General features: G+C 71.9%; 15 protein-coding genes and 1 pseudogene. 9 read left to right on the top strand and 7 right to left on the bottom strand.

The window, feature by feature from the left end:
* Positions 1 to 208: 208 nt before the first annotated feature.
* The 3 genes from nirB to NEH16_RS21885 all read left to right on the top strand — a co-directional run bounded on the left by nirB (position 209) and on the right by NEH16_RS21885 (position 4,165).
* Positions 209 to 2,803: a nitrite reductase large subunit NirB gene (gene nirB, locus NEH16_RS21895; protein ID WP_265547308.1), complete on the top strand. Its 2,595-nt coding sequence runs from the start codon at positions 209 to 211 to the stop codon at positions 2,801 to 2,803.
* The gene (gene nirD, locus NEH16_RS21890; protein WP_073965286.1) at positions 2,803 to 3,162 is read left to right on the top strand and encodes a nitrite reductase small subunit NirD; all 360 of its coding nucleotides are present in this window, start codon (positions 2,803 to 2,805) and stop codon (positions 3,160 to 3,162) included. Before nirB ends, nirD begins: the two co-directional genes overlap by 1 nt.
* An 85-nt stretch (positions 3,163 to 3,247) precedes the next feature.
* Entirely contained in the window at positions 3,248 to 4,165 is a 918-nt protein-coding gene (locus NEH16_RS21885; protein ID WP_265544476.1) for an oxidoreductase, read from the top strand.
* A 15-nt stretch (positions 4,166 to 4,180) separates the two neighbouring features.
* Here the strand turns inward: NEH16_RS21885 and NEH16_RS21880 are convergent, their stop codons facing one another.
* The 4 genes from NEH16_RS21880 to dusB form a co-directional block, all read right to left on the bottom strand.
* Positions 4,181 to 4,585, bottom strand: coding sequence for a VOC family protein (locus NEH16_RS21880; RefSeq protein WP_073965284.1), 405 nt, complete (start codon positions 4,583 to 4,585; stop codon positions 4,181 to 4,183).
* A gap of 114 nt (positions 4,586 to 4,699) precedes the next feature.
* Positions 4,700 to 5,686: an ArsR/SmtB family transcription factor gene (locus NEH16_RS21875; protein WP_199879059.1), complete on the bottom strand. Its 987-nt coding sequence runs from the start codon at positions 5,684 to 5,686 to the stop codon at positions 4,700 to 4,702.
* A 436-nt stretch (positions 5,687 to 6,122) separates the two neighbouring features.
* The gene (ppdK, locus tag NEH16_RS21870) at positions 6,123 to 8,834 is read right to left on the bottom strand and encodes a pyruvate, phosphate dikinase (protein ID WP_265544474.1); all 2,712 of its coding nucleotides are present in this window, start codon (positions 8,832 to 8,834) and stop codon (positions 6,123 to 6,125) included.
* A 418-nt stretch (positions 8,835 to 9,252) separates the two neighbouring features.
* Entirely contained in the window at positions 9,253 to 10,401 is a 1,149-nt protein-coding gene (gene dusB / locus NEH16_RS21865; RefSeq protein WP_265544473.1) for a tRNA dihydrouridine synthase DusB, read from the bottom strand.
* 142 nt (positions 10,402 to 10,543) lie between these two features.
* Here dusB and bla point away from each other — a divergent pair.
* Positions 10,544 to 11,463 (top strand): annotated as a pseudogene (gene bla, locus NEH16_RS21860) (class A beta-lactamase).
* Between the two features lie 15 nt (positions 11,464 to 11,478).
* Entirely contained in the window at positions 11,479 to 12,948 is a 1,470-nt protein-coding gene (locus NEH16_RS21855) for an MFS transporter (protein WP_265544471.1), read from the top strand.
* Here the strand turns inward: NEH16_RS21855 and NEH16_RS21850 are convergent.
* The gene (locus NEH16_RS21850) at positions 12,918 to 13,808 is read right to left on the bottom strand and encodes a helix-turn-helix domain-containing protein (RefSeq protein WP_073965278.1); all 891 of its coding nucleotides are present in this window, start codon (positions 13,806 to 13,808) and stop codon (positions 12,918 to 12,920) included. The two genes, NEH16_RS21855 and NEH16_RS21850, sit on opposite strands and share 31 nt — an antisense overlap.
* 163 nt (positions 13,809 to 13,971) lie before the next feature.
* Between NEH16_RS21850 and NEH16_RS21845 the strand changes: the two genes are divergently transcribed.
* On the top strand, positions 13,972 to 15,393 hold the full coding sequence (locus NEH16_RS21845; protein ID WP_265547307.1) for an MFS transporter: 1,422 nt from the start codon (positions 13,972 to 13,974) through the stop codon (positions 15,391 to 15,393).
* Positions 15,394 to 15,471: 78 nt separating this feature from the next.
* Here NEH16_RS21845 and NEH16_RS21840 read toward each other — a convergent pair whose 3' ends face one another.
* Together NEH16_RS21840 and NEH16_RS21835 are read right to left on the bottom strand one after the other, a co-directional pair.
* Positions 15,472 to 15,702 (bottom strand): DUF6243 family protein, encoded by a 231-nt coding sequence (locus tag NEH16_RS21840; RefSeq protein ID WP_265544469.1) that lies wholly within the window; start codon positions 15,700 to 15,702, stop codon positions 15,472 to 15,474.
* Between the two features lie 247 nt (positions 15,703 to 15,949).
* Positions 15,950 to 17,332, bottom strand: a complete 1,383-nt coding sequence (locus tag NEH16_RS21835) for a glycine--tRNA ligase (protein ID WP_073965275.1) — start codon at positions 17,330 to 17,332, stop codon at positions 15,950 to 15,952.
* Between the two features lie 143 nt (positions 17,333 to 17,475).
* On the opposite strand from NEH16_RS21835, the gene NEH16_RS21830 reads away from it, so the two are divergent.
* The 3 genes from NEH16_RS21830 (at position 17,476) to NEH16_RS21820 (ending at position 20,182) form a co-directional block, all read left to right on the top strand.
* Entirely contained in the window at positions 17,476 to 18,429 is a 954-nt protein-coding gene (locus NEH16_RS21830) for a metal ABC transporter substrate-binding protein (RefSeq protein ID WP_265544468.1), read from the top strand.
* 74 nt (positions 18,430 to 18,503) lie between these two features.
* Entirely contained in the window at positions 18,504 to 19,286 is a 783-nt protein-coding gene (locus NEH16_RS21825) for a metal ABC transporter ATP-binding protein (RefSeq protein WP_073965582.1), read from the top strand.
* Positions 19,287 to 19,288: 2 nt separating this feature from the next.
* Positions 19,289 to 20,182: a metal ABC transporter permease gene (locus tag NEH16_RS21820; RefSeq protein WP_073965273.1), complete on the top strand. Its 894-nt coding sequence runs from the start codon at positions 19,289 to 19,291 to the stop codon at positions 20,180 to 20,182.
* Positions 20,183 to 20,193: the final 11 nt, after the last annotated feature.

The following is a 20,193-nucleotide window of genomic DNA, read 5'->3' as shown; positions in this document are numbered from 1 at the left end:
CTGAGGTTTCCGCAGGACAAGGCCCCTTTTGCGGCCTCCGCCGGCCGCCTCACAGACCTTTTCGGCGGGTGCTGAGCGCAAGGTTCCTCCCGGGAAACAGCGGGGAACCGGCCGGGTAACACCGCCGGGACACGCTTCCGGTCATGAGCACACAGGCCCGGCGCCTGTGGCCCTGCCGAATCTGCTCACCGACGACGGAGGCCCCGAGATGCCGGTGTCCACTCCCCCGACCGCCCCCACCTCAGGCCCTGCCGCCGCGCCGACGCTCGTGGTCGTCGGGCACGGGATGGTCGGCCAGCGCTTCCTGGAGGCCCTGGCCGAGCGCGGTCTCACCGGCACCGCCGGGACCGCCCGGGTCGTCGTCCTGTGCGAGGAGCCCCGCGCCGCCTACGACCGGGTCCAGCTGACCTCGTACTTCGCGGGGAAGACCCCGGACGACCTGTCGCTGGTCGAGGACGGCTTCATGGAGCGGCACGGCTTCGACCTGCGGCTCGGGGACCCGGCGGTGGCCGTGGACCGCTCGGCCCGTACGGTCACCGCGCGGTCCGGCGAGGTCTTCGCGTACGACACGCTGGTCCTGGCGACCGGGTCCTACCCCTTCGTGCCGCCGGTCCCCGGCAAGGACAGCACCGGCTGCTTCGTCTACCGGACCATCGAGGACCTGCTCGCCATCGAGGAGTACGCGAAGAACGCGACGACCGGCGCGGTGGTCGGCGGCGGGCTGCTCGGTCTCGAGGCGGCCGGCGCGCTGAAGGGCCTCGGCCTGGAGACGCACGTCGTGGAGTTCGCGCCCCGGCTGATGCCCGTCCAGGTGGACGAGGGCGGGGGCGCGGCGCTGCTGCGCACCATCGAGGACCTGGGCCTGACCGTGCACACCGGGGTCGGCACGCAGGAGGTGACCGCGGGCGAGGACGGCACGGTGACCGGGATGGCGCTCTCCGACGGGTCCGCGCTGGCCACGGACCTGGTGGTGTTCTCGGCCGGGGTCCGCCCGCGCGACCAGCTGGCCCGGGAGTGCGGGCTCGCGGTCGGGGAGCGCGGCGGGATCGTCGTGGACGAGGAGTGCCGGACCTCCGACCCGGCGGTCTTCGCGATCGGCGAGTGCGCGCTCGCCTCGGACGGCCGGGTGTACGGGCTGGTGGCGCCGGGGTACGAGATGGCGCTGACGGCCGCCGAGGTGATCGCCGGCAGGGCGGCCGCGTTCACCGGCGCGGACCTGTCGACCAAGCTGAAGCTGCTCGGCGTGGACGTGGCCTCGTTCGGCGACGCGCACGGCACCGCCGAGGGCTGCCTCGACGTGGTGTACGCGGACGCCCGCTCCGGCGTCTACAAGAAGCTGGTGATGGCGGCGGACGGCACCCTGCTGGGCGGGGTCCTCGTGGGCGACGCCGACCAGTACGGCACGCTGCGCCCCATGACCGGGAGCGTGCTGCCGGTCGCCCCGGAGCAGCTGGTGCTCCCGGCCGGGGCGGGCGGCCCGGTGGCGCTCGGCCCGTCCGCGCTGCCGGACGAGGCGGTGATCTGCTCCTGCCACAACGTCACCAAGGGCGCGATCCGCGAGCACACCACGCTGCCCGAGGTGAAGAAGTGCACCAAGGCGGGCACCGGATGCGGCAGTTGCGTGAAGGTGATCGGCCAACTGCTCCCGCAGAGCGCGGACGCGGGCCTGTGCGGCTGCTTCGCGTACACCCGCAGCGAGCTGTACGAGATCGTGCGCACCCTGCGCATCACCTCGTACGCGGATCTCCTCGACTCCCACGGGCGGGAGGAGGCCCGGGGCGGCGACGGCTGCGAGGTCTGCAAGCCGACGGTCGGCTCGGTCATCGCCTCGCTGGCGCCCACGGTCGGCGCGAGCGGTTACGTCCTGGACGGCGAGCAGGCGGCCCTCCAGGACACCAACGACCACTTCCTGGCCAACCTCCAGCGCAACGGCTCGTACTCGATCGTGCCGCGCATACCCGGCGGCGAGATCACCCCGGAGAAGCTGATCGTGATCGGCGAGGTGGCCCGCGACTTCGGGCTCTACACCAAGATCACCGGCGGTCAGCGCATCGATCTCTTCGGCGCCCGCGTCGACCAGCTCCCGCTCATCTGGACCCGGCTCGTCGACGCCGGCTTCGAGTCCGGGCACGCCTACGGGAAGTCGCTGCGCACGGTCAAGTCCTGTGTCGGGCAGACCTGGTGCCGCTACGGCGTGCAGGACTCCGTGAAAATGGCGATCGACCTGGAGCTGCGCTACCGGGGGCTGCGCGCCCCGCACAAGCTGAAGTCGGCGGTCTCGGGGTGCGCGCGGGAGTGCGCGGAGGCCCGGGGCAAGGACTTCGGGATCATCGCCACGGCGGGCGGCTGGAACCTCTACGTGGGCGGCAACGGCGGCGCCACCCCGCGCCACGCGGACCTGCTCGCCCAGGACCTGTCCGACGCCGAACTGGTCCGGCTGATCGACCGCTTCCTGATGTTCTACATCCGCACCGCGGACCGGCTGGAGCGCACCTCGGCCTGGCTGGAGCGCATCGAGGGCGGCCTGGAGCACGTCCGGGACGTCGTCGTCCACGACAGGCTGGGGCTCTGCGAGGAGCTGGAGCGGCTGATGGCCGACCACGTCCGCGGCTACCGCGACGAGTGGGCCGAGACCATCAACGACCCCGAGCGGCTGCGCCGGTTCGTCACCTTCGTCAACGCGCCCGACGCGCCCGACCCGTCCGTCAAGTTCGTCCCGGAACGCGACCAGGTCAAGCCGGACCTGGACATCCTCGCGGGCCCGGTTCTCGCCATCCGCACTCTTGAGGGGACCGCCTCCTGATGACCACGCAGACGCTGGACACCGCGCAGGACACCCGGACCGTCCGGATCGCCGCCGGGGACGGCTGGCTCACGGTGTGCGACCGCTCGCTGCTGACCCCGGGGCGCGGGGTCGCCGCCCTCCTCCCGGACGGCCGGCAGGTCGCGCTCTTCCTGGACCGGGCGGGGCGCACGTACGCCATCGACAACCGCGACCCGTTCACCGGGGCCTATGTCCTCTCGCGCGGCCTGGTCGGCTCGGACGGCGGGCAGCCCTTCGTGGCCTCGCCCCTGCTCAAGCAGCGCTTCGACCTGGCGACGGGCGCCTGCCTGGACGACGACGAGGTCTCCGTACCGGTCTTCGAGGTACGCGCGGACTGAATCCCTCGGCTCATGCCGAGGCGGCCGGAAGTACCCCCGAACGGGTGCTTCCGGCCATCCGTGTCCCCGGTCGTACGCTTGATCCATGACCCAGGGCTGGAGCGCGCGCGACATACCCGACCAGAGCGGCCGCACGGCCGTGGTGACGGGGGCCAACAGCGGGATCGGGCTCATCACCGCCCGCGAGCTGGCCCGTTGCGGGGCCAGGGTGCTCCTCGCCTGCCGCGACGAGCGGCGCGGCGAGGAGGCGGCGGCCCGCATCCGGTACGCGGTGCGCGGCGCGGATGTGGAGTTCGCCCCGCTCGATCTGGCCGATCTGTCCTCGGTGCGCGCGTTCGCCAAGGGCCTCCGGGCGGACCGGATCGACCTGCTGGTCAACAACGCCGGGGTGATGGCCCTGCCGTACGGGCGGACCGCCGACGGCTTCGAGACCCAGTTCGGCGTCAACCACCTCGGGCACTTCGCGCTCACCGGGCTGCTGCTGCCGAAGCTGACGGCCACCGGGGGCGCCCGGGTGGTGACCGTCTCCAGCGCGCTGCACGCCCTGGGCAACATCGACATGGGCGACCTCAACAGCGAGCGGAACTACCGCCGCTGGACCGCCTACGGCCGCTCGAAGACCGCGAACCTGCTCTTCGTGCACGAGCTGGCCCGGCGGCTCGCGGCGGCCGGCAGCGGACTGGTCGCCGCCGCCGCGCACCCCGGCCTGGCCGCCACCAACCTCCACACGGCGGGGGCCCGGCTGGAGGGGCGCAGGGTGGTGGAGCGGGTCATGGACCTCACCAACCTCCTCGCCCAGCCCGCCTCGGCCGGGGCCCTGCCCACGCTGTACGCGGCCACCGCGCCGGGCGTGCGCCCCGACTCGTTCACCGGCCCGCGGCTGGGGTGGCGCGGCGCGCCCGGACCGTCCTGGCGGGCGGGCTGGACGCGCGACGACGTGGCGGGCGAGCGGCTGTGGGTGGCCTCGGAGCAGCTGACCGGCGTGACGTACCCGGGGCTGTAGCCCGGCCCTTGCGGCTCAGCCCTCGACGGCGGACGGGTCCATCCAGATGACCTCCCACATGTGGTGGTCCGGGTCCTGGAAGGAGCGGCCGTACATGAAGCCGAGGTCCTGCGTCTCGTTGGCGGGCGATCCGCCGTTGGCGAGGGCGGCGTCGGCCAGCTCGTCCACCTTCTCGCGGCTGTCGGCGCTGAGCGCGAGGATCACCTCGGTGGACGAGGCGGCGTCCGCGATGTCCTTCTTGGTGAAGTCCTTGAAGCGCTCCTCCTGGAGGAGCATGGCGAAGATCGTGTCGCTGATGACGAGGCAGGCGGTGCGCTCGTCGCTGAACTGCGGGTTGAAGGAGTAGCCCAGCTTCGCGAAGAAGTCCTTCGACGTCTCCAGGTCCTTGACCGGCAGGTTCACGAAGATCATCTGGGGCATGGCCGTCTCGCTCTCTCGGTGCTCTGGTTCCGTGTGCGTCTTCTCGACTGGTAGACGCCGGGGCCGCCGGGAACTCATCGGTGCGGGCCGCGGATCCTTTCCGTACGGGGCACCTCACGAGACCGCGACCGGCGCCCCGCCCCTCAGCAGCGAGCCGCCCAGCGGCGTCAGGGTGTGCTGGACGGAGCTGCCGTGCCGCAGGGTGTGGACGAGCCCCGCCTCCCGCAGGACGCAGGCGTGCTGGCTGGCCGAGGCGAGGGAGACCCCGGCGCGCCGGGCCAGTTCGCTGGTGGTGCAGCCGTCGCCGATGGCCCGCAGGACCGTGGAGCGGGTCTGCCCGAGGAGCCGGCCGAGCGAGGGGCCCGGGTCGGCGAAGGCGGGCGCCGCGCGATGGGCGACCGGGTAGACCAGGACGGGCGGGAGCAGGGGGTCGCGCAGGACGACGGGGGTCCCCCGGCAGAAGTAGGACGGCTGGAGGAGCAGTCCGCGCCCGTCCAGGTGGAGGTCGCGGTCCACGGGGTAGTCCGCCTCCAGGACGGGCGCCCGCCAGCGGATGACCGGGGGCAGCGAGGCGAGCAGTTCGTCGGTGCCGCCGTCCAGGAGGGCGCGGCCCCGGATCGCCCGGTCGGCCTCGACGGCGGAGCGGATGTGCGGCCAGTACGGCTCGACGGCGGCGCGGTGGTAGTCCCGTAAGGCGGCGACGAGACGGGCCAGGGGCTCGGCGCCGCCCTCGCGCAGGGGGTCGAGGCGGGCGGCGTGCCTCGCGCCGGGGTCCCCGAGGAGGGCGATCTCGGCGCGCAGGCGCTCGGGCGGAGTGGCGCGCACGGCTTCCATTCCGGCGTCGGGTCCGAGCGGTTCGGCGCTTTCCTGAGAAGGCGTCAGGAAGTCGGGGAAATATCCGCGCTGCGGGACCACCGCGGACAGCAGGCGTACTTCACCGCTCAACCGTGGGCGGGTTTCGGTGCGCCATTTCCCGAAGACCGCGGAAGCCCTCCGGTCCCTCAGCCGGTGAAAGCTGAGAATGGTCTCCCACAGCGCGTCCGGCCCGGAGGCCATCCGCACCCTGGAAAGGTCCCATCCGGAGACATGGATACGCAGCACCGAACTCCCACCCCTTGCACCTGCAATTCCCCCTCGCAAGAGTATGCGAATCGTAACAGCACGTCACCACGGGGTTTCGGCCAGAGGTGAAACGCCTCGCCCGGACCGCCCGCCGGACGAAAAGCTGTACGGCGTCGGGTGCGAATCCGGAGCCACCGGAAGAGCGAGTGAAGGCCGTGGGGGGTTTTGCTCGTTCGGCGGCGGTTGGCAATGGTGCGGCTCCGCACTCGATGGGGGTAAGCCGGGTGCGGCCCGTGGATGGGGATCCACGGGCCGCACCCCGGTCCGTTCAACTCGATTTCTTTGCGTATTAAACGAAGCAATGGGCGCTGGGCGCCTATTTACCGGAGCATGACAACGTTGTGCGGGGATGCCGTCCCACATGACAAGACGGTGGCACCCCCGCACAGGGTGCCACCGTCTCAGGAATGCCGCGTCAGCGGCTGTCGCTGGCCCGCGCCCCGGCCGCCGCCCGGCCCGCCTCCAGACGCGCCACCGGAATGCGGAACGGCGAGCAGGAGACGTAGTCGAGACCGGCCTCGTGGAAGAAGTGCACCGACTCGGGGTCGCCGCCGTGCTCCCCGCAGATGCCCAGCTTCAGGTCGGGGCGGGTGGCCCGGCCGGCCGCGACCGCGTTCTTGACCAGCGAGCCGACGCCGTCCTTGTCGATCGTCTCGAAGGGCGACACCCCGAAGATGCCCTTCTCCAGGTACGCGGTGAAGAAGGACGCCTCCACGTCGTCGCGGGAGAAGCCCCACACCGTCTGGGTCAGGTCGTTGGTGCCGAAGGAGAAGAACTCCGCCGCCTCCGCGATCTGCCCGGCGGTCAGCGCGGCGCGCGGCAGCTCGATCATGGTGCCGATCTTCAGCTTGAGGTCGGTGCCGGTGGCGGCCTGGACCTCGGCGATGACCCGGTCCGCCTCCTCGCGGACGATCTCCAGCTCCTGGACCGTGCCGACGAGCGGGATCATGATCTCGGCGCGCGGGTCGCCCTTGGCGTTCTTGCGGGCGGCGGCCGCCTCCGCGATGGCCCGCACCTGCATGGCGAACAGACCGGGGATGACCAGGCCCAGGCGCACCCCGCGCAGCCCCAGCATCGGGTTCTGCTCGTGCAGCTTGTGCACGGCCTGGAGGAGGCGCAGGTCGTTCTCGTTGGCGTCCTTGCGGGCCTCGGCGAGGGCCACGCGTACCGAGAGCTCGGTGATGTCCGGCAGGAACTCGTGCAGCGGCGGGTCCAGCAGCCGCACGGTGACCGGCAGTCCGTCCATCGCCTCGAACAGCTCGATGAAGTCCGCCTTCTGGAGCGGCAGCAGCTGCTCCAGGGCGGTCTCGCGCTCCTGGTCGGTGTCGGCCAGGATCAGCTTCTCGACCATCTCGCGGCGCTCGCCGAGGAACATGTGCTCGGTGCGGCAGAGGCCGATGCCCTGGGCGCCGAAGCGGCGGGCGCGCAGGGCGTCCTCCGCGCTGTCCGCGTTGGCCCGCACCCGCAGCCGGCGCACCCGGTCCGCGTACGCCATGATCCGGTGCACGGCGGCGACCAGCTCGTCGGCGTCGTCGGCGCCCGCGTGCATCCGGCCCTCGAAGTACTCGACCACGGGGGACGGCACGACGGGCACCTCACCGAGGTACACCTTGCCGGTGGAGCCGTCGACGGAGACGATGTCGCCCTCCTCCACGACGGTGTCGCCGACCGTCAGGCGGCGGCGCTTGGTGTCCACCTCGATCTCCTCGGCGCCGCAGACACAGGTCTTGCCCATGCCCCGGGCGACGACGGCGGCGTGCGAGGTCTTCCCGCCGCGCGAGGTGAGGATGCCCTCGGCGGCGATCATGCCGTCCAGGTCGTCCGGGTTGGTCTCGCGGCGGATCAGGATGACCTTCTCGCCGGACCGGGACCACTTGACGGCGGTGTACGAGTCGAAGACCGCCTTGCCGACCGCCGCGCCGGGCGAGGCGGCGATGCCCCGGCCGAGCCGCTGGGTCTTCGCGGTGTCGTCGAAGCGCGGGAACATCAGCTGGGCGAGCTGGGCGCCGGTGACCCGCTGAAGGGCCTCGGCCTCGTCGATGAGCCCCTGGTCCACCAGCTGGGTCGCGATGCGGAAGGCGGCACCGGCGGTGCGCTTGCCGACCCGGGTCTGGAGCATCCACAGGTGGCCGCGCTCGATGGTGAACTCGATGTCGCAGAGGTCCTTGTAGTGGGTCTCCAGCGTCTCCATGATCGTCAGCAGCTGGTCGTACGACTGCTTGTCGATCGACTCCAGCTCGGCGAGCGGCACGGTGTTGCGGATGCCCGCGACGACGTCCTCGCCCTGCGCGTTCTGGAGGTAGTCGCCGTAGACGCCCTGGTGGCCGCTGGCCGGGTCGCGCGTGAAGGCGACGCCCGTACCGGAGTCGGGGCCGAGGTTGCCGAAGACCATGGAGCAGACGTTGACGGCGGTGCCGAGGTCGCCGGGGATGCGCTCCTGGCGGCGGTAGAGCTTGGCGCGGTCGGTGTTCCACGAGTCGAAGACCGCCTTTATGGCCAGGTCCATCTGCTCGCGCGCGTCCTGCGGGAAGTCGCGGCCGGCGTCCCGCGCGACGATCTTCTTGAACTCCTCGACCAGCTTCTTCAGGTCGCCCGCGTCGAGGTCCACGTCGACCTTGACGCCCTTGGCCTCCTTCGCGGCCTCCAGCGCCTCCTCGAAGAGGTCGCCGTCCACCCCGAGCACGGTCTTGCCGAACATCTGGATCAGCCGGCGGTAGGAGTCCCACGCGAACCGCTCGTCGCCGGCCTGGGCGGCGAGGCCCACCACGGAGGCGTCGGAGAGGCCGATGTTGAGGACGGTGTCCATCATCCCGGGCATCGAGAACTTGGCGCCGGAGCGCACGGAGACCAGCAGCGGGTCGTCGGCCTGGCCGAGCTTCTTGCCCATCCGCGTCTCCAGGGCGTCGAGGTGCGCACTCACCTCGTCGCGGAGGGCGGCCGGCTCCTCACCGCTGTCCAGGTAGACCTTGCACGCCTCGGTGGTGATGGTGAAACCGGGCGGGACGGGGAGCCCGAGGTTGGTCATCTCGGCGAGGTTGGCCCCCTTCCCGCCGAGGAGATCCTTCAGATCCTTGTTGCCTTCGGTGAAGTCGTAGACGAACTTCTGCACATCTTTGTTTTCCGACACGGTCTCGACTCCTCGAAGACGCGGTGGCTGCCCTGACGGCGAGGAACATACCCAGATCGAAGGTGCCTGGGTACGTCCACTTGCGCGTCGTACGGCCGTAACCACCCGTCCGCCAGCAGATCGAAAGTCGGCCGCCCGGGAGCCATCCGGAATCGTGCATTCAGGAGTCGTACACAGGATCACGCAGCGCACATCGGAAGTCGTGATTCGGTGGCCGAAAGTGACCGAAGCGTCGATCGATCAAAGTACGGACACCTGGCACTCAGTGCCACCCTTTGAGAAGTGCAGCCCTGCTTTTTGCGCTCATCTGAGCGCCACACGTCTCAAGGTGGCGAGAATCACTCGATAGGACCACCGCTCAGATGAGCAAAAATACGTATGGGGGGCACGCAGTGCCCCCATATCGACGACCGTCGGCTCAGCCTCCGGAGGTGTCCAGCTCCGCGTCGGCGGCGACGCCCGCGCAGTCGTACGGGTCCTTCAGCCAGCCGTCCGGGAGGGCCACCCGGTTGTTGCCCGAGGTGCGCCCGCGCGGGCCGTCGGCGCCGTCCGGCCAGGGCTGGTCGAGGTCCAGCTCCTGGAGCTGGGAGCCCAGCTCCTCCAACGAGGAGGTGATCGCCAGCTTCTTGCGCATCTCGGAGCCCACCGCGAAGCCCTTGAGGTACCAGGCGACGTGCTTGCGGAAGTCGATCACGCCCCGCGCCTCGTCGCCGATCCACTCCCCCAGCAGCGTCGCGTGGCGCAGCATGACGTCGGCCACGGTGCGCAGCGTGGGCGCCTGCCTCGTCTCCGTACCCTCGAACGCGCTGACCAGGTCGCCGAAGAGCCAGGGGCGGCCCAGGCAGCCGCGCCCCACGACCACGCCGTCGCAGCCGGTCTCGCGCATCATGCGCAGGGCGTCGTCCGCGCACCAGATGTCGCCGTTGCCGAGCACCGGGATCTCCGGGACGTGCTCCTTGAGGCGGGCGATGGCGTCCCAGTCGGCGGTGCCGCCGTAGTGCTGGGCGGTGGTCCTGCCGTGCAGGGCGACCGCCGTGACGCCCTCCTCGACGGCGATCCGGCCGGCGTCGAGATAGGTCAGGTGGTCGTCGTCGATGCCCTTGCGCATCTTGATCGTGACGGGCAGGTCCCCGGCCCGGGAGACCGCCTCGTGCAGGATCGCGCGCAGCAGCGGTCGCTTGTACGGCAGGGCCGAGCCGCCGCCCTTGCGGGTGACCTTGGGGACCGGGCAGCCGAAGTTGAGGTCGATGTGGTCGGCGAGGTTCTCGTCGACGATCATGCTGACCGCCTTGCCGACCGTCTCGGGGTCCACTCCGTACAGCTGGATCGAGCGCGGGGTCTCGGTCGCGTCGAAGTGGATGAGCTGCATGGTCTTCTCGTTGCGCTCGACCAGGGCCCTCGTCGTGATCATCTCGCTGACGAAGAGGCCCTTGCCGCCCGAGAACTCCCGGCACAGCGTGCGGAAGGGGGCGTTGGTGATGCCGGCCATGGGCGCGAGGACCACCGGCGGCTGCACGGTGTGCGGGCCGATGCGGAGCAGCGGGGGCGAGGGGGCGAGCGTGGTCATGGCCCCATTGTCCCGTACGCCGATGACTGCTCCCCAGGGCGTCGCGCCCCGCCGGGGCGGGGGAAAGAGGGCGGCGTTGCCGGACCCCCGCCGTAGCGTGGGGATTCCGGCGACGGGCCGGCCCACGAAGGAGACGAAGCTCATGACGACGACCTCTGCCCGCTTAACGCTCGGCTCCCCCAGCCGTCGCGGGCTGCTCGCGCTCGGCGGCGCCGGGGCGCTGCTCCTCGGTACGGCGGGCACCGCCCGCGCGGCGGCCGGGTCCACGACGGCCCGGCTGCGCGAGCTGGAGCGGCTTCACGGCGCCCGCGTCGGCGCGTTCGCGTACAACGTGGCGACCGGGGTCGCGGTGCGGCACCGGGCGGACGAGCGCTTCCCGATGCTGTCCACGTTCAAGACGCTCGCCGCGGCGACCGTCCTGCGGGACCTGGACCGGGACGGCGAGGTCCTGGAGAAGGTGATCCATTACACGAAGGCGGACTGCGTCTCCGACTCGCCGGTCACGGACACCGCGGAGAGCATCGCGAGCGGGCTGAGCGTCGCCCGGCTCTGCGACGCCGCGATCTGCGACAGCGACAACACCGCGGGCAATCTGCTGCTGCGCGAGCTGGGCGGCCCGCAGGCGGTCACCCGCTTCGCCCGCTCGCTGGGCGACCGCGTGACCCGGCTGGACCGCTGGGAGCCCGAGCTGAACACCGCCGAGCCGGGCCGGGTCACGGACACCACGACCCCGTCCGCGCTCGCCCGCGACTACGCCCGGCTGGTCCTGGGGGACGCGCTGGAGCGCCGGGACCGCGCGCTGCTGACCCACTGGCTGCTGAACTGCCGGACGAGCGATACGCGGTTCCGGGCCGGGCTGCCGCCGGAGTGGACGGTCGCCGACAAGACGGGCGGCGGCTCGTACGGCTCGTGCAACGACGTGGGCGTCGCGTGGACGCGGGAGGGGGCTCCCGTGGTCCTCGCGGTGCTGACGTCGAAGCCGGCGGGCCCGTCCGGCGCGGCGGGGACCATCCGCTGGTGCGGGACGTGGCGAAGGCCCTGGCGGCGGCAGTCGTTAGTTAGGCGTACTATCGATGGATGCCTGAGCTCAGCCACCGACGGCGGATGCTGGTGCTGGCGATCTGCTGCATGAGCCTGCTGATCGTCAGCCTCGACACCACCGCCCTGAATGTCGCCCTGCCCGCCATGCGCCAGGACCTGGACGCGAGCGTCGCGGGGATGCAGTGGACGATCGACGCGTACACGCTCGTCCTCGCCTCCCTGCTGATGCTCGCCGGGTCCACCGCCGACCGGATCGGCCGGCGGAAGGTCTTCATGGCGGGCCTGGTGCTGTTCACGCTGGGCTCGGCGCTCTGCTCGCTGGCGCCGAGTCTGGAGGCGCTGATCGCCTTCCGGATGGTGCAGGCCGTGGGCGGCTCGATGCTCAACCCGGTCGCGATGTCGATCATCACCAACACCTTCACCGACCCCCGCGAGCGTGCCCGCGCCATCGGGGTCTGGGGCGGGGTCGTCGGCATCTCGATGGCGGCCGGTCCGGTGGTCGGCGGCGGCCTCGTCGACTCGGTCGGCTGGCGCTCGATCTTCTGGGTCAACCTCCCGGTGGGCCTCGCCGCCCTGCTGCTGACCTGGCGTTACGTCCCCGAGTCGCGCGCCCACCGGGCCCGCCGCCCGGACCCGCTGGGCCAGCTCCTGGTGATCACGCTGCTGGGCTCGCTGACGTACGCGATCATCGAGGCCCCGCAGAAGGGGTGGGCCTCCGCCGAGATCCTGCTCTTCGCGGGGCTCGCGGCGGCGGCCCTCGCGGGGCTGCTGGTGTACGAGCCCCGGCGCGCCGATCCGCTGATCGATCTGCGGTTCTTCCACAGCGTGCCGTTCAGCGGGGCCACGGTCATCGCGGTCAGCGCCTTCGCCGCGCTCGGCGGCTTCCTCTTCCTCAACACGCTCTACCTCCAGGACGTCCGGGGCCTGAGCGCGCTGGACGCCGGGCTCTACACGCTGCCCATGGCGGCCGTGGTGTGCCTGCTCTCGCCACTGTCCGGGCGGCTCGTGGCCAGCCGCGGGCCGCGCATCCCGCTGCTGATCGCGGGCGGTGCGATGGCGGTGAGCGGGCTGATGCTGGCGGCGTTCGACGCGGAGACCGGGACGGTCTCGATGTTCGCCGCGTACGTCCTGTTCGGCCTGGGCTTCGGCTCGGTGAACGCGCCCATCACCAACACCGCGGTCTCCGGCATGCCCCGCTCCCAGGCGGGCGTGGCGGCCGCGGTCGCCTCCACCAGCCGGCAGATCGGGCAGACCCTCGGGGTCGCCGTGATCGGCGCGGTCCTGGCGGCGGGCATGGCGGACCCGGGCGGCTCGGACGGCTTCGTGGCGGCGAGCCGGCCCGGCTGGTGGATCGTCACCGGCTGCGGCCTCGCCGTCCTGCTGATCGGCGCCCTGAGCAGCGGCCGCTGGGCCCGGTCCACCGCCCGCCGGACGGCGGAGCGGCTGGCGGAACCGGTGGCCGGGGGCCCGGTCGCTCAGTCCTCGGCGGCCCGCACCAGTTCCTGAAGGCGGGCCAGCCGCTCGTACGTCTCGTCGTCCCGGGGCGCGTAGCTGACCAGGCGCGGTCCGGCCGAGGGGCCGAGCCAGAGGTCGGTGGCCTCCACCCGGAGCAGCCCCACCCAGGCGTTGCGGAAGACCTTGGCCCGGCTGCCCGCCCCGACGACCTCGTGCCGGGCCCAGTTCTCGCGGAACTCCTCGGAGGCCGCCTCCAGGCGCCCCAGCAGCTCCTTCCAGGCGGGCTCGGCCAGGTGCTCCGCCATCGCCGCGCGGAACTTGGCGGTGATGTAGCGCGTCACCTCGGCGGTGTCCATGACGGAGGCCCGCCACTGCTCGTTGGTGTGGGCGAGCAGCATCACGTTGCGGTCCTCGGGCGCGACCTCCTCCAGGTCGCAGAGCAGCCGCCCGTACGTCCGGTTGTGGGCGAGGATGTCGTAGCGGCTGTTCTGCACGCAGGCGGGGATCGGCTCCAGCTGCCGCAGCATCGTCCGCAGCGCCGGGGTGACGTGCGGGCAGTCCGTGCCGGGGGCCGGGTCGATGGCCGCGGCGAGCGAGAAGAGATGGCTGCGCTCGCTGCGGTCCAGGAGCAGGGCGCGGGCGAGGGCGTCGAGGACCTGGGGCGAGACCTGGATGTCCCGGGCCTGTTCGAGCCAGGTGTACCAGGTGACGCCGACGGCGGAGAGCTGGGCGACCTCCTCGCGGCGCAGCCCCGGGGTGCGCCGGCGGCGGCCCCGGACGAGGCCGACCTGCTCGGGGGTGATCCGTTCGCGGCGGCTGCGCAGGAAGTTCGCGAGCTCGTGCCGCCGGATGTCGGGCTCGCTCCCGCCGGGAGCGGCCGGCTGCGTCAGGGGCGTCGCCATCGTCGTCATTCCTCCAGGGTGCGGGGCCGGTGCGGGCCCCGGGCGGCCGGTGCCTGGTGGTACTTGTACCAGGATAAGGACACTCTGGTACCAGGCTGCGCGCGGCGCGATCGTCGGTGGCGTGAGTGAATCCTCTGTACGGACGTCAACGGCAAGCGCCACCACCCCGCCGGTGGTGCGGCACGACCATCCCGCCCCGGTGCTCGGCACGCTGGGACTGTTCACCGTGCTGCTGGGCGCGGCCCTCCCTCTGATCGACTTCTTCATCGTCAACGTGGCCCTGCCCACCATCGACCACGATCTGGCGGCGGGCCCGGCCCTGCTGGAACTGGTCGTCGCGGGCTACGGCCTCGCCTACGCCGTACTGCTGGTCCTCGGCGGGCGGCTCGGGGACATGGCGGGGCGGCGCCGGCTCTTCCTGGCCGGCATCGCGGCCTTCGGGCTCACCTCGTTGGCCTGCGGGCTCGCCCCGACCGCCTGGACCCTGGTCGGGGCGCGGGTGGCCCAGGGGGCGGCGGCCGCGCTGATGCTGCCGCAGGTCCTCGCCACCATCCAGGCGGCCACCTCCGGCCACCGCAGGGCCCGGGCGATGAGCCTGTACGGGGCGACGGCCGGGCTCGCCATGGTCGCGGGCCAGATCCTGGGCGGGGCGCTGGTCGCCGCCGCGCCGCTCTCCTCGGTGTTCGGCGAGAGCGCGGGCTGGCGGTCGGTGTTCCTGGTCAACGTGCCCGTCGCGGCGATCGGCCTGGTGCTGGCGGCGCGCGCGGTCCCGGAGACGCGGGCGGACCGGCCGGCGCCCATCGACGTACCGGGCACGCTGCTGCTCGCGGTGTCGCTGCTGACGCTGCTGGCCCCGCTCACCGAGGGCCGGGCGGCGGGCTGGCCGCTGTGGACCTGGGTGTCCCTCGCGCTGTTCCCGTTCGCCGCGGCGGCGTTCTACCGGGTGGAGCGGCGGGCGGACCGGCGCGGGCTGATCCCGCTGGTGCCGCCGAGCCTGCTGCGCCTGGAGTCGCTGCGGCGCGGCCTCCTCCTGGTGGTGCCGTTCTCGGTGGGCTTCGGCGGCTTCATGTTCGTGATCGCAGTCGCGCTCCAGCAGGGCCTGGAGCTGGGCCCGGCGCGGTCCGGCCTGTCGATCGCCCCGATGGCGGTGGCCTTCTTCGCGGCGTCGCTGGCCGGTCCCCGGCTGGTGCGGCGGTACGGCAGCCGGGTCGTGACGGCCGGCGGGCTGATCCAGGCGGTGGGCGTGGCGGTGCTCGCGCTGACCGTGTGGCGGGGCTGGCCGGACCTGGGCATGGCGGGGCTGCTGCCGGGCATGGCGGTCGCCGGTTTCGGCCAGGGCCTCCAGCTGCCGGTCATCTTCCGCATCATCCTGTCGGACGTACCGCCGGAGCGGGCCGGGGTGGGCGGCGGTGTGATGACGACGACCCAGCAGGCGACGCTGTCCCTGGGCGTGGCGACGCTCGGCTCGCTGTTCCTGGCCCTGGTGCCGGGGTCGGGGATGCGGGACGCCCTGATCGTGACGCTGCTCGTCCAGCTGGCGGCGGTCGCCCTGACGACGGCGCTGAGCCTGCGGCTGCCGCGCACGGTGGGGTAGGGGCGGCGGCCGACAGCACGACGGCCCCGGCGGACGGACCTGGTGGTCCGCCCGCCGGGGCCTCGGGTGTGCGGGGCGTCAGCTCTGCGCCGGGGCCTCCGGGGCCTGCGCCTCTTCGGCGTCCGCGGTGTCGGACTGCTCGGTGCCGGCGGCCCGCTCCCGCATCTTGCGGAGCAGCTCCTGCTTCTGGTCGGCGGCCGTCCTGCGGTCGGCGGCCTCTCCGGCGGGGCCGGCCCCCTGCGCCCCGGCGCGGGACAGCTTCTTGCGCTGTCCGCCGACGCCGAGGAGGTTGTTGCGGCTCTTGGCCATGGGGTTCTCCCAATGTGTGGTCTCGGTGAGGTCTCTCGCGACCTCGGATCGATCCGGGGGCGGCGGGTGGTCGGGCCCGCCGCGCTCTCACTCGTAGATCTGGAAGAACGCATACATGGGCACGACGGTACCCACACCGGGCGCCCGGCTCACCCGGTTTTCCGCGCCCCGTCCCCCGTACGCACGAGGCCCCCGGCATCCGCGCGGCGGGCGCGGAAGCGGGGGCTTCGCTCAGCGGGTGCGGGCGTCAGCAGCCGAGCAGGCGGGTGGCGAGGTAGCCCTGGATCTGGTCCAGGGAGACGCGCTCCTGCTTCATCGTGTCGCGCTCGCGGACGGTGACCGCGTTGTCGTCCAGGGTGTCGAAGTCGACGGTGACGCAGAACGGCGTACCGATCTCGTCCTGGCGGCGGTAGCGGCGGCCGATGGCGCCGGCGTCGTCGAACTCGATGTTCCAGTTCTGCCGGAGGTCGGCGGCGAGGCCCTTGGCCTTCGGCGAGAGCTGCGGGTTGCGGGAGAGCGGCAGGACCGCGACCTTGACCGGCGCGAGGCGCGGGTCGAGGCGCATCACGGCGCGCTTCTCCATGACGCCCTTGGCGTTCGGCGCCTCGTCCTCGCTGTACGCGTCGAGGAGGAAGGCCAGCATCGCGCGGCCGACACCGGCCGCCGGCTCGATGACGAACGGGGTGTAGCGCTCGCTCTTCTCCTGGTCGAAGAAGGAGAGGTCCGTGCCGGACGCCTTGGAGTGGGCGGTGAGGTCGTAGTCGGTGCGGTTGGCGACGCCCTCCAGCTCGCCCCACTCGCTGCCGCCGAAGCGGAAGCGGTACTCGATGTCAGCGGTGCGCTTGGAGTAGTGGGAGAGCTTCTCCTGCGGGTGCTCGAACCACCGCATGTTCTCCTCGCGCATACCGAGGCCGGTGTACCAGTTCCAGCGCTGCTCCATCCAGTACTCCTGCCACTGCTCGTCCTCGCCCGGCTTGACGAAGAACTCCATCTCCATCTGCTCGAACTCGCGCGTGCGGAAGATGAAGTTGCCCGGAGTGATCTCGTTGCGGAAGGACTTGCCCATCTGCGCGATGCCGAACGGGGGCTTCTTGCGCGCGGTGGTCAGCACCTGGGAGAAGTTGGTGAAGATGCCCTGGGCGGTCTCGGGGCGCAGATAGGCGACCGAGCCGGAGTCCTGGGTCGGGCCGAGGTGCGTGGAGAGCAGGCCGGAGAACTGCTTGGGCTCGGTGAAAGTGCCCTTGTTGCCGCAGTTGGGGCAGTTGAGGTCGGCGAGGCCGTTCGCGGGGGCCTTGCCGTGCTTCTCCTCGTACGCCTCCTCCAGGTGGTCCGCGCGGTAGCGCTTGTGGCAGGAGGTGCACTCGGTCAGCGGGTCCGAGAACGTGGCGACGTGGCCGGACGCCACCCACACCTCGGGGGCCAGGATGACCGACGAGTCGATGCCGACGACGTCCTCGCGGGAGGTGACCATGTAGCGCCACCACTGGCGCTTCAGGTTCTCCTTGAGCTCGACGCCCAGCGGCCCGTAGTCCCAGGCGGCCTTCTGACCACCGTAGATCTCGCTGCAGGGGTAGACGAAGCCACGGCGCTTGCTCAGGCTGACGATGGTGTCGATCTTGTCGGCGGCCACGGTGCTCTCTTCATTACGACGGAACGGGCGGGCGAATGGCCCAGATTACCGGCGGCCACTCCCCTTCGATCAAATCGGTATCGGTCCCGGCCCTGATCCCCACTTGTTGACAATCGTTTCCACTTTTGTTGAAAATGAGAGTCATGAACATACGCCGCCTCATACCGGCCGCCGCCGTCACCGGCGCGGTCGCGCTCGGTCTCACCGCCGTCACCGCCTGCTCGTCGTCCGACACCTCCGACCGCAAGAGCGCCGGCCGGCTGGACGTGGTGGCGTCCTTCTATCCGATGCAGTTCCTGGCCGAGCGCATAGGCGGCGACCACGTCTCGGTCACCAGCCTCACCAAGCCCGGCGTGGAGCCCCACGACCTGGAGCTCAGCCCCCGCCAGACCGGCAGGCTCAGCGACGCGGACTTCATCCTCTACCTCAAGGGCCTCCAGCCCGCCGTCGACGAGGCGATCAAGCAGTCCGGCGCCTCCCACACCCTCGACGCCGCGACGCTCACCACGCTGGAGGACCACGGCACCGAGACCGGCGGCGACGAGCACGGCCACGAGCACGAGGGCGACGAGGCCGGCGCCGACCCGCACATCTGGCTGGACCCGGTGAAGTACACCGAGGTCGCCAAGGGCGTCGGCAAGTCCCTGGAGAAGACCGACCCGGACCACGCGGCGGACTACCGCAAGAACACCGACGCCCTGGTCAAGGAGTTGGGCGCGCTCGACACCGCGTACCGGACCGGGCTGAAGAACACCGCGACGAAGACGTTCATCACCACGCACTCCGCCTTCGGCTACCTCGCCGAGCGCTACGGCCTCACCCAGGAGGGCATCGCCGGCATCGACCCCGAGGCCGAGCCCAGCCCCGCCCGTATCAGCGCCCTGCACTCCATCGCCGAGAAGAAGAAGGTCACCACCGTCTTCTTCGAGACGCTCGCCAGCGACAAGACCGCCAAGACGGTCGCCCGCGACACCGGCCTGAAGACCGACGTCCTGGATCCGCTGGAGGGAATCACCGACAGCTCCAAGGGCGATGACTACATCGAGGTCATGAAGTCCAACCTCGCCGCCCTGCGCACGGCGCTCGGCGCGAAGTGAGCGACGACCCCACCGCACCCGGCGACCTCACCGCACCCGTCGGCCCGAACCGCGCAGCAGCACCGGAGGCGCTCATGCCCGAGCCCCAGCACCCCACCAGCGAACCCGTGATCGCCGTACGCGACGCCACCGCGACCCTGGGCTCGCGCCCCGTGCTGCGCGGCGTCGACCTGACCGTGCACCGCGGCGAGGTCGTCGCCCTGCTCGGCGCCAACGGCTCCGGCAAGTCCACCGCCGTCCGCTCCGTCATCGGCCAGGTCCCCCTGACCGGCGGCACCGTCGAGCTCTTCGGCACCCCGCTGCGCCGCTTCCGCGACTGGGCCCGGGTCGGTTACGTACCGCAGCGCACCACGGCGGCCGGCGGTGTGCCCGCCACGATCCGCGAGGTCGTCTCCGCCGGGCGGCTCTCCCGCACCCGGCTCGGCCTCCCCCGCAAGGCCGACCGCGCCGCCGTCGACCGGGCCATCGAGCTCGTCGGCCTCGCCGACCGCGCGAAGGACTCGGTGAACGCCCTCTCCGGAGGCCAGCACCAGCGCGTGCTGATCGCCCGTGCGCTCGCCGCCGAACCGGAGCTGCTGATCATGGACGAGCCGATGGCGGGCGTGGACCTGGCCAGCCAGGAGATCCTGGCCGCCACCCTGCGCGAGCAGGTCGCCGGCGGCGCCACCGTGCTCCTCGTGCTGCACGAGCTGGGCCCGCTGGAGCCCCTGATCGACCGGGCGGTCGTCCTGCGCGACGGCTGCGTCCTGCACGACGGGCCGCCCCCGAAGGCCGTCGGCCAGCACGCGCTGCCCGGCCACGACCACGTACACCCCCACGCGGCTTCCGAGCCCGTCCGGACGGGACTGCTGAGCTGACCATGGAATTCCTCGACCCTCCCTTCATGCAGCGGGCGCTGCTCGCCGCCGTGCTGGTCGGCGTCATCGCGCCCGCCGTCGGCATCTACCTCGTGCAGCGCCGGCAGGCCCTGATGGGCGACGGCATCGGCCACATCGCGATGACCGGCGTCGGCCTCGGCTTCCTGCTCTCCACCAGCCCGGTCTGGATGGCCACCGCGGTCGCCGTCGCGGGCGCGGTCGTCATGGAGCTGATCCGCTGGTACGGCCGCACCCGCGGCGACATCGCGCTGGCCATGCTCTTCTACGGGGGCATGGCGGGCGGTGTCCTGCTGATCAACCTCTCCGACACCGGCTCGAACGCCAACCTGACCTCGTACCTCTTCGGCTCGCTGTCCACGGTCTCCTCCGAGGACATCACCGCGATCTCGCTGCTCGCCGCGTTCGTGCTGCTGGTGACGGTGGGGCTGCGGCGGCAGCTGTTCGCCGTCAGCCAGGACGAGGAGTTCGCCCGGGTGACCGGCCTGCCGGTGCGGATGCTGAACCTGCTCGTCGCGGTCACCGCCGCCGTGACCGTCACGGTCGCGATGCGGGTCGTGGGGCTGCTGCTGGTCAGCGCCCTGATGGTGGTCCCGGTCGCCGCCGCGCAGCAGATCACCCGGTCGTTCAAGGTGACGTTCGTGCTCTCCGTCGTCATCGGCGTCGGCGTCACCCTGTCCGGCACCATCACCTCGTACTACCAGGACGTTCCGCCCGGCGCGACGATCGTGCTGCTGGCCATCGGGGTCTTCGTCCTCCTGACGCTGCTCGCTGCCCCGCTCGCCCGCCGCCGGGCCCGGCGCGGCGAGACCGAGGCGGAGCGGTGCACCCTGGAAGTACCGGCGGCCCGCCCGGCACCGGACGACGTCCGAGTCTGAACCCCCGGAAG

Source organism: Streptomyces drozdowiczii (assembly GCF_026167665.1).
In the GTDB taxonomy this organism is placed as follows: Bacteria; Actinomycetota; Actinomycetes; order Streptomycetales; family Streptomycetaceae; genus Streptomyces; species Streptomyces drozdowiczii_A.
This window is presented reverse-complemented; position numbering and strand designations above follow the sequence as displayed.

What these genes read in the sequence shown, in the direction of transcription:
- NEH16_RS21855 (WP_265544471.1), top strand. Translation starts at nt 11,479, where the DNA reads ATGCCTGAGCTCAGCCACCGACGGCGGATGCTGGTGCTGGCGATCTGC.
- dusB (WP_265544473.1), bottom strand. Translation starts at nt 10,401, where the DNA reads ATGACCACGCTCGCCCCCTCGCCCCCGCTGCTCCGCATCGGCCCGCAC.
- NEH16_RS21840 (WP_265544469.1), bottom strand. Translation starts at nt 15,702, where the DNA reads ATGGCCAAGAGCCGCAACAACCTCCTCGGCGTCGGCGGACAGCGCAAG.
- NEH16_RS21850 (WP_073965278.1), bottom strand. Translation starts at nt 13,808, where the DNA reads ATGACGACGATGGCGACGCCCCTGACGCAGCCGGCCGCTCCCGGCGGG.
- NEH16_RS21885 (WP_265544476.1), top strand. Translation starts at nt 3,248, where the DNA reads ATGACCCAGGGCTGGAGCGCGCGCGACATACCCGACCAGAGCGGCCGC.
- nirB (WP_265547308.1), top strand. Translation starts at nt 209, where the DNA reads ATGCCGGTGTCCACTCCCCCGACCGCCCCCACCTCAGGCCCTGCCGCC.
- nirD (WP_073965286.1), top strand. Translation starts at nt 2,803, where the DNA reads ATGACCACGCAGACGCTGGACACCGCGCAGGACACCCGGACCGTCCGG.
- NEH16_RS21825 (WP_073965582.1), top strand. Translation starts at nt 18,504, where the DNA reads ATGCCCGAGCCCCAGCACCCCACCAGCGAACCCGTGATCGCCGTACGC.
- NEH16_RS21880 (WP_073965284.1), bottom strand. Translation starts at nt 4,585, where the DNA reads ATGCCCCAGATGATCTTCGTGAACCTGCCGGTCAAGGACCTGGAGACG.
- NEH16_RS21830 (WP_265544468.1), top strand. Translation starts at nt 17,476, where the DNA reads ATGAACATACGCCGCCTCATACCGGCCGCCGCCGTCACCGGCGCGGTC.
- NEH16_RS21820 (WP_073965273.1), top strand. Translation starts at nt 19,289, where the DNA reads ATGGAATTCCTCGACCCTCCCTTCATGCAGCGGGCGCTGCTCGCCGCC.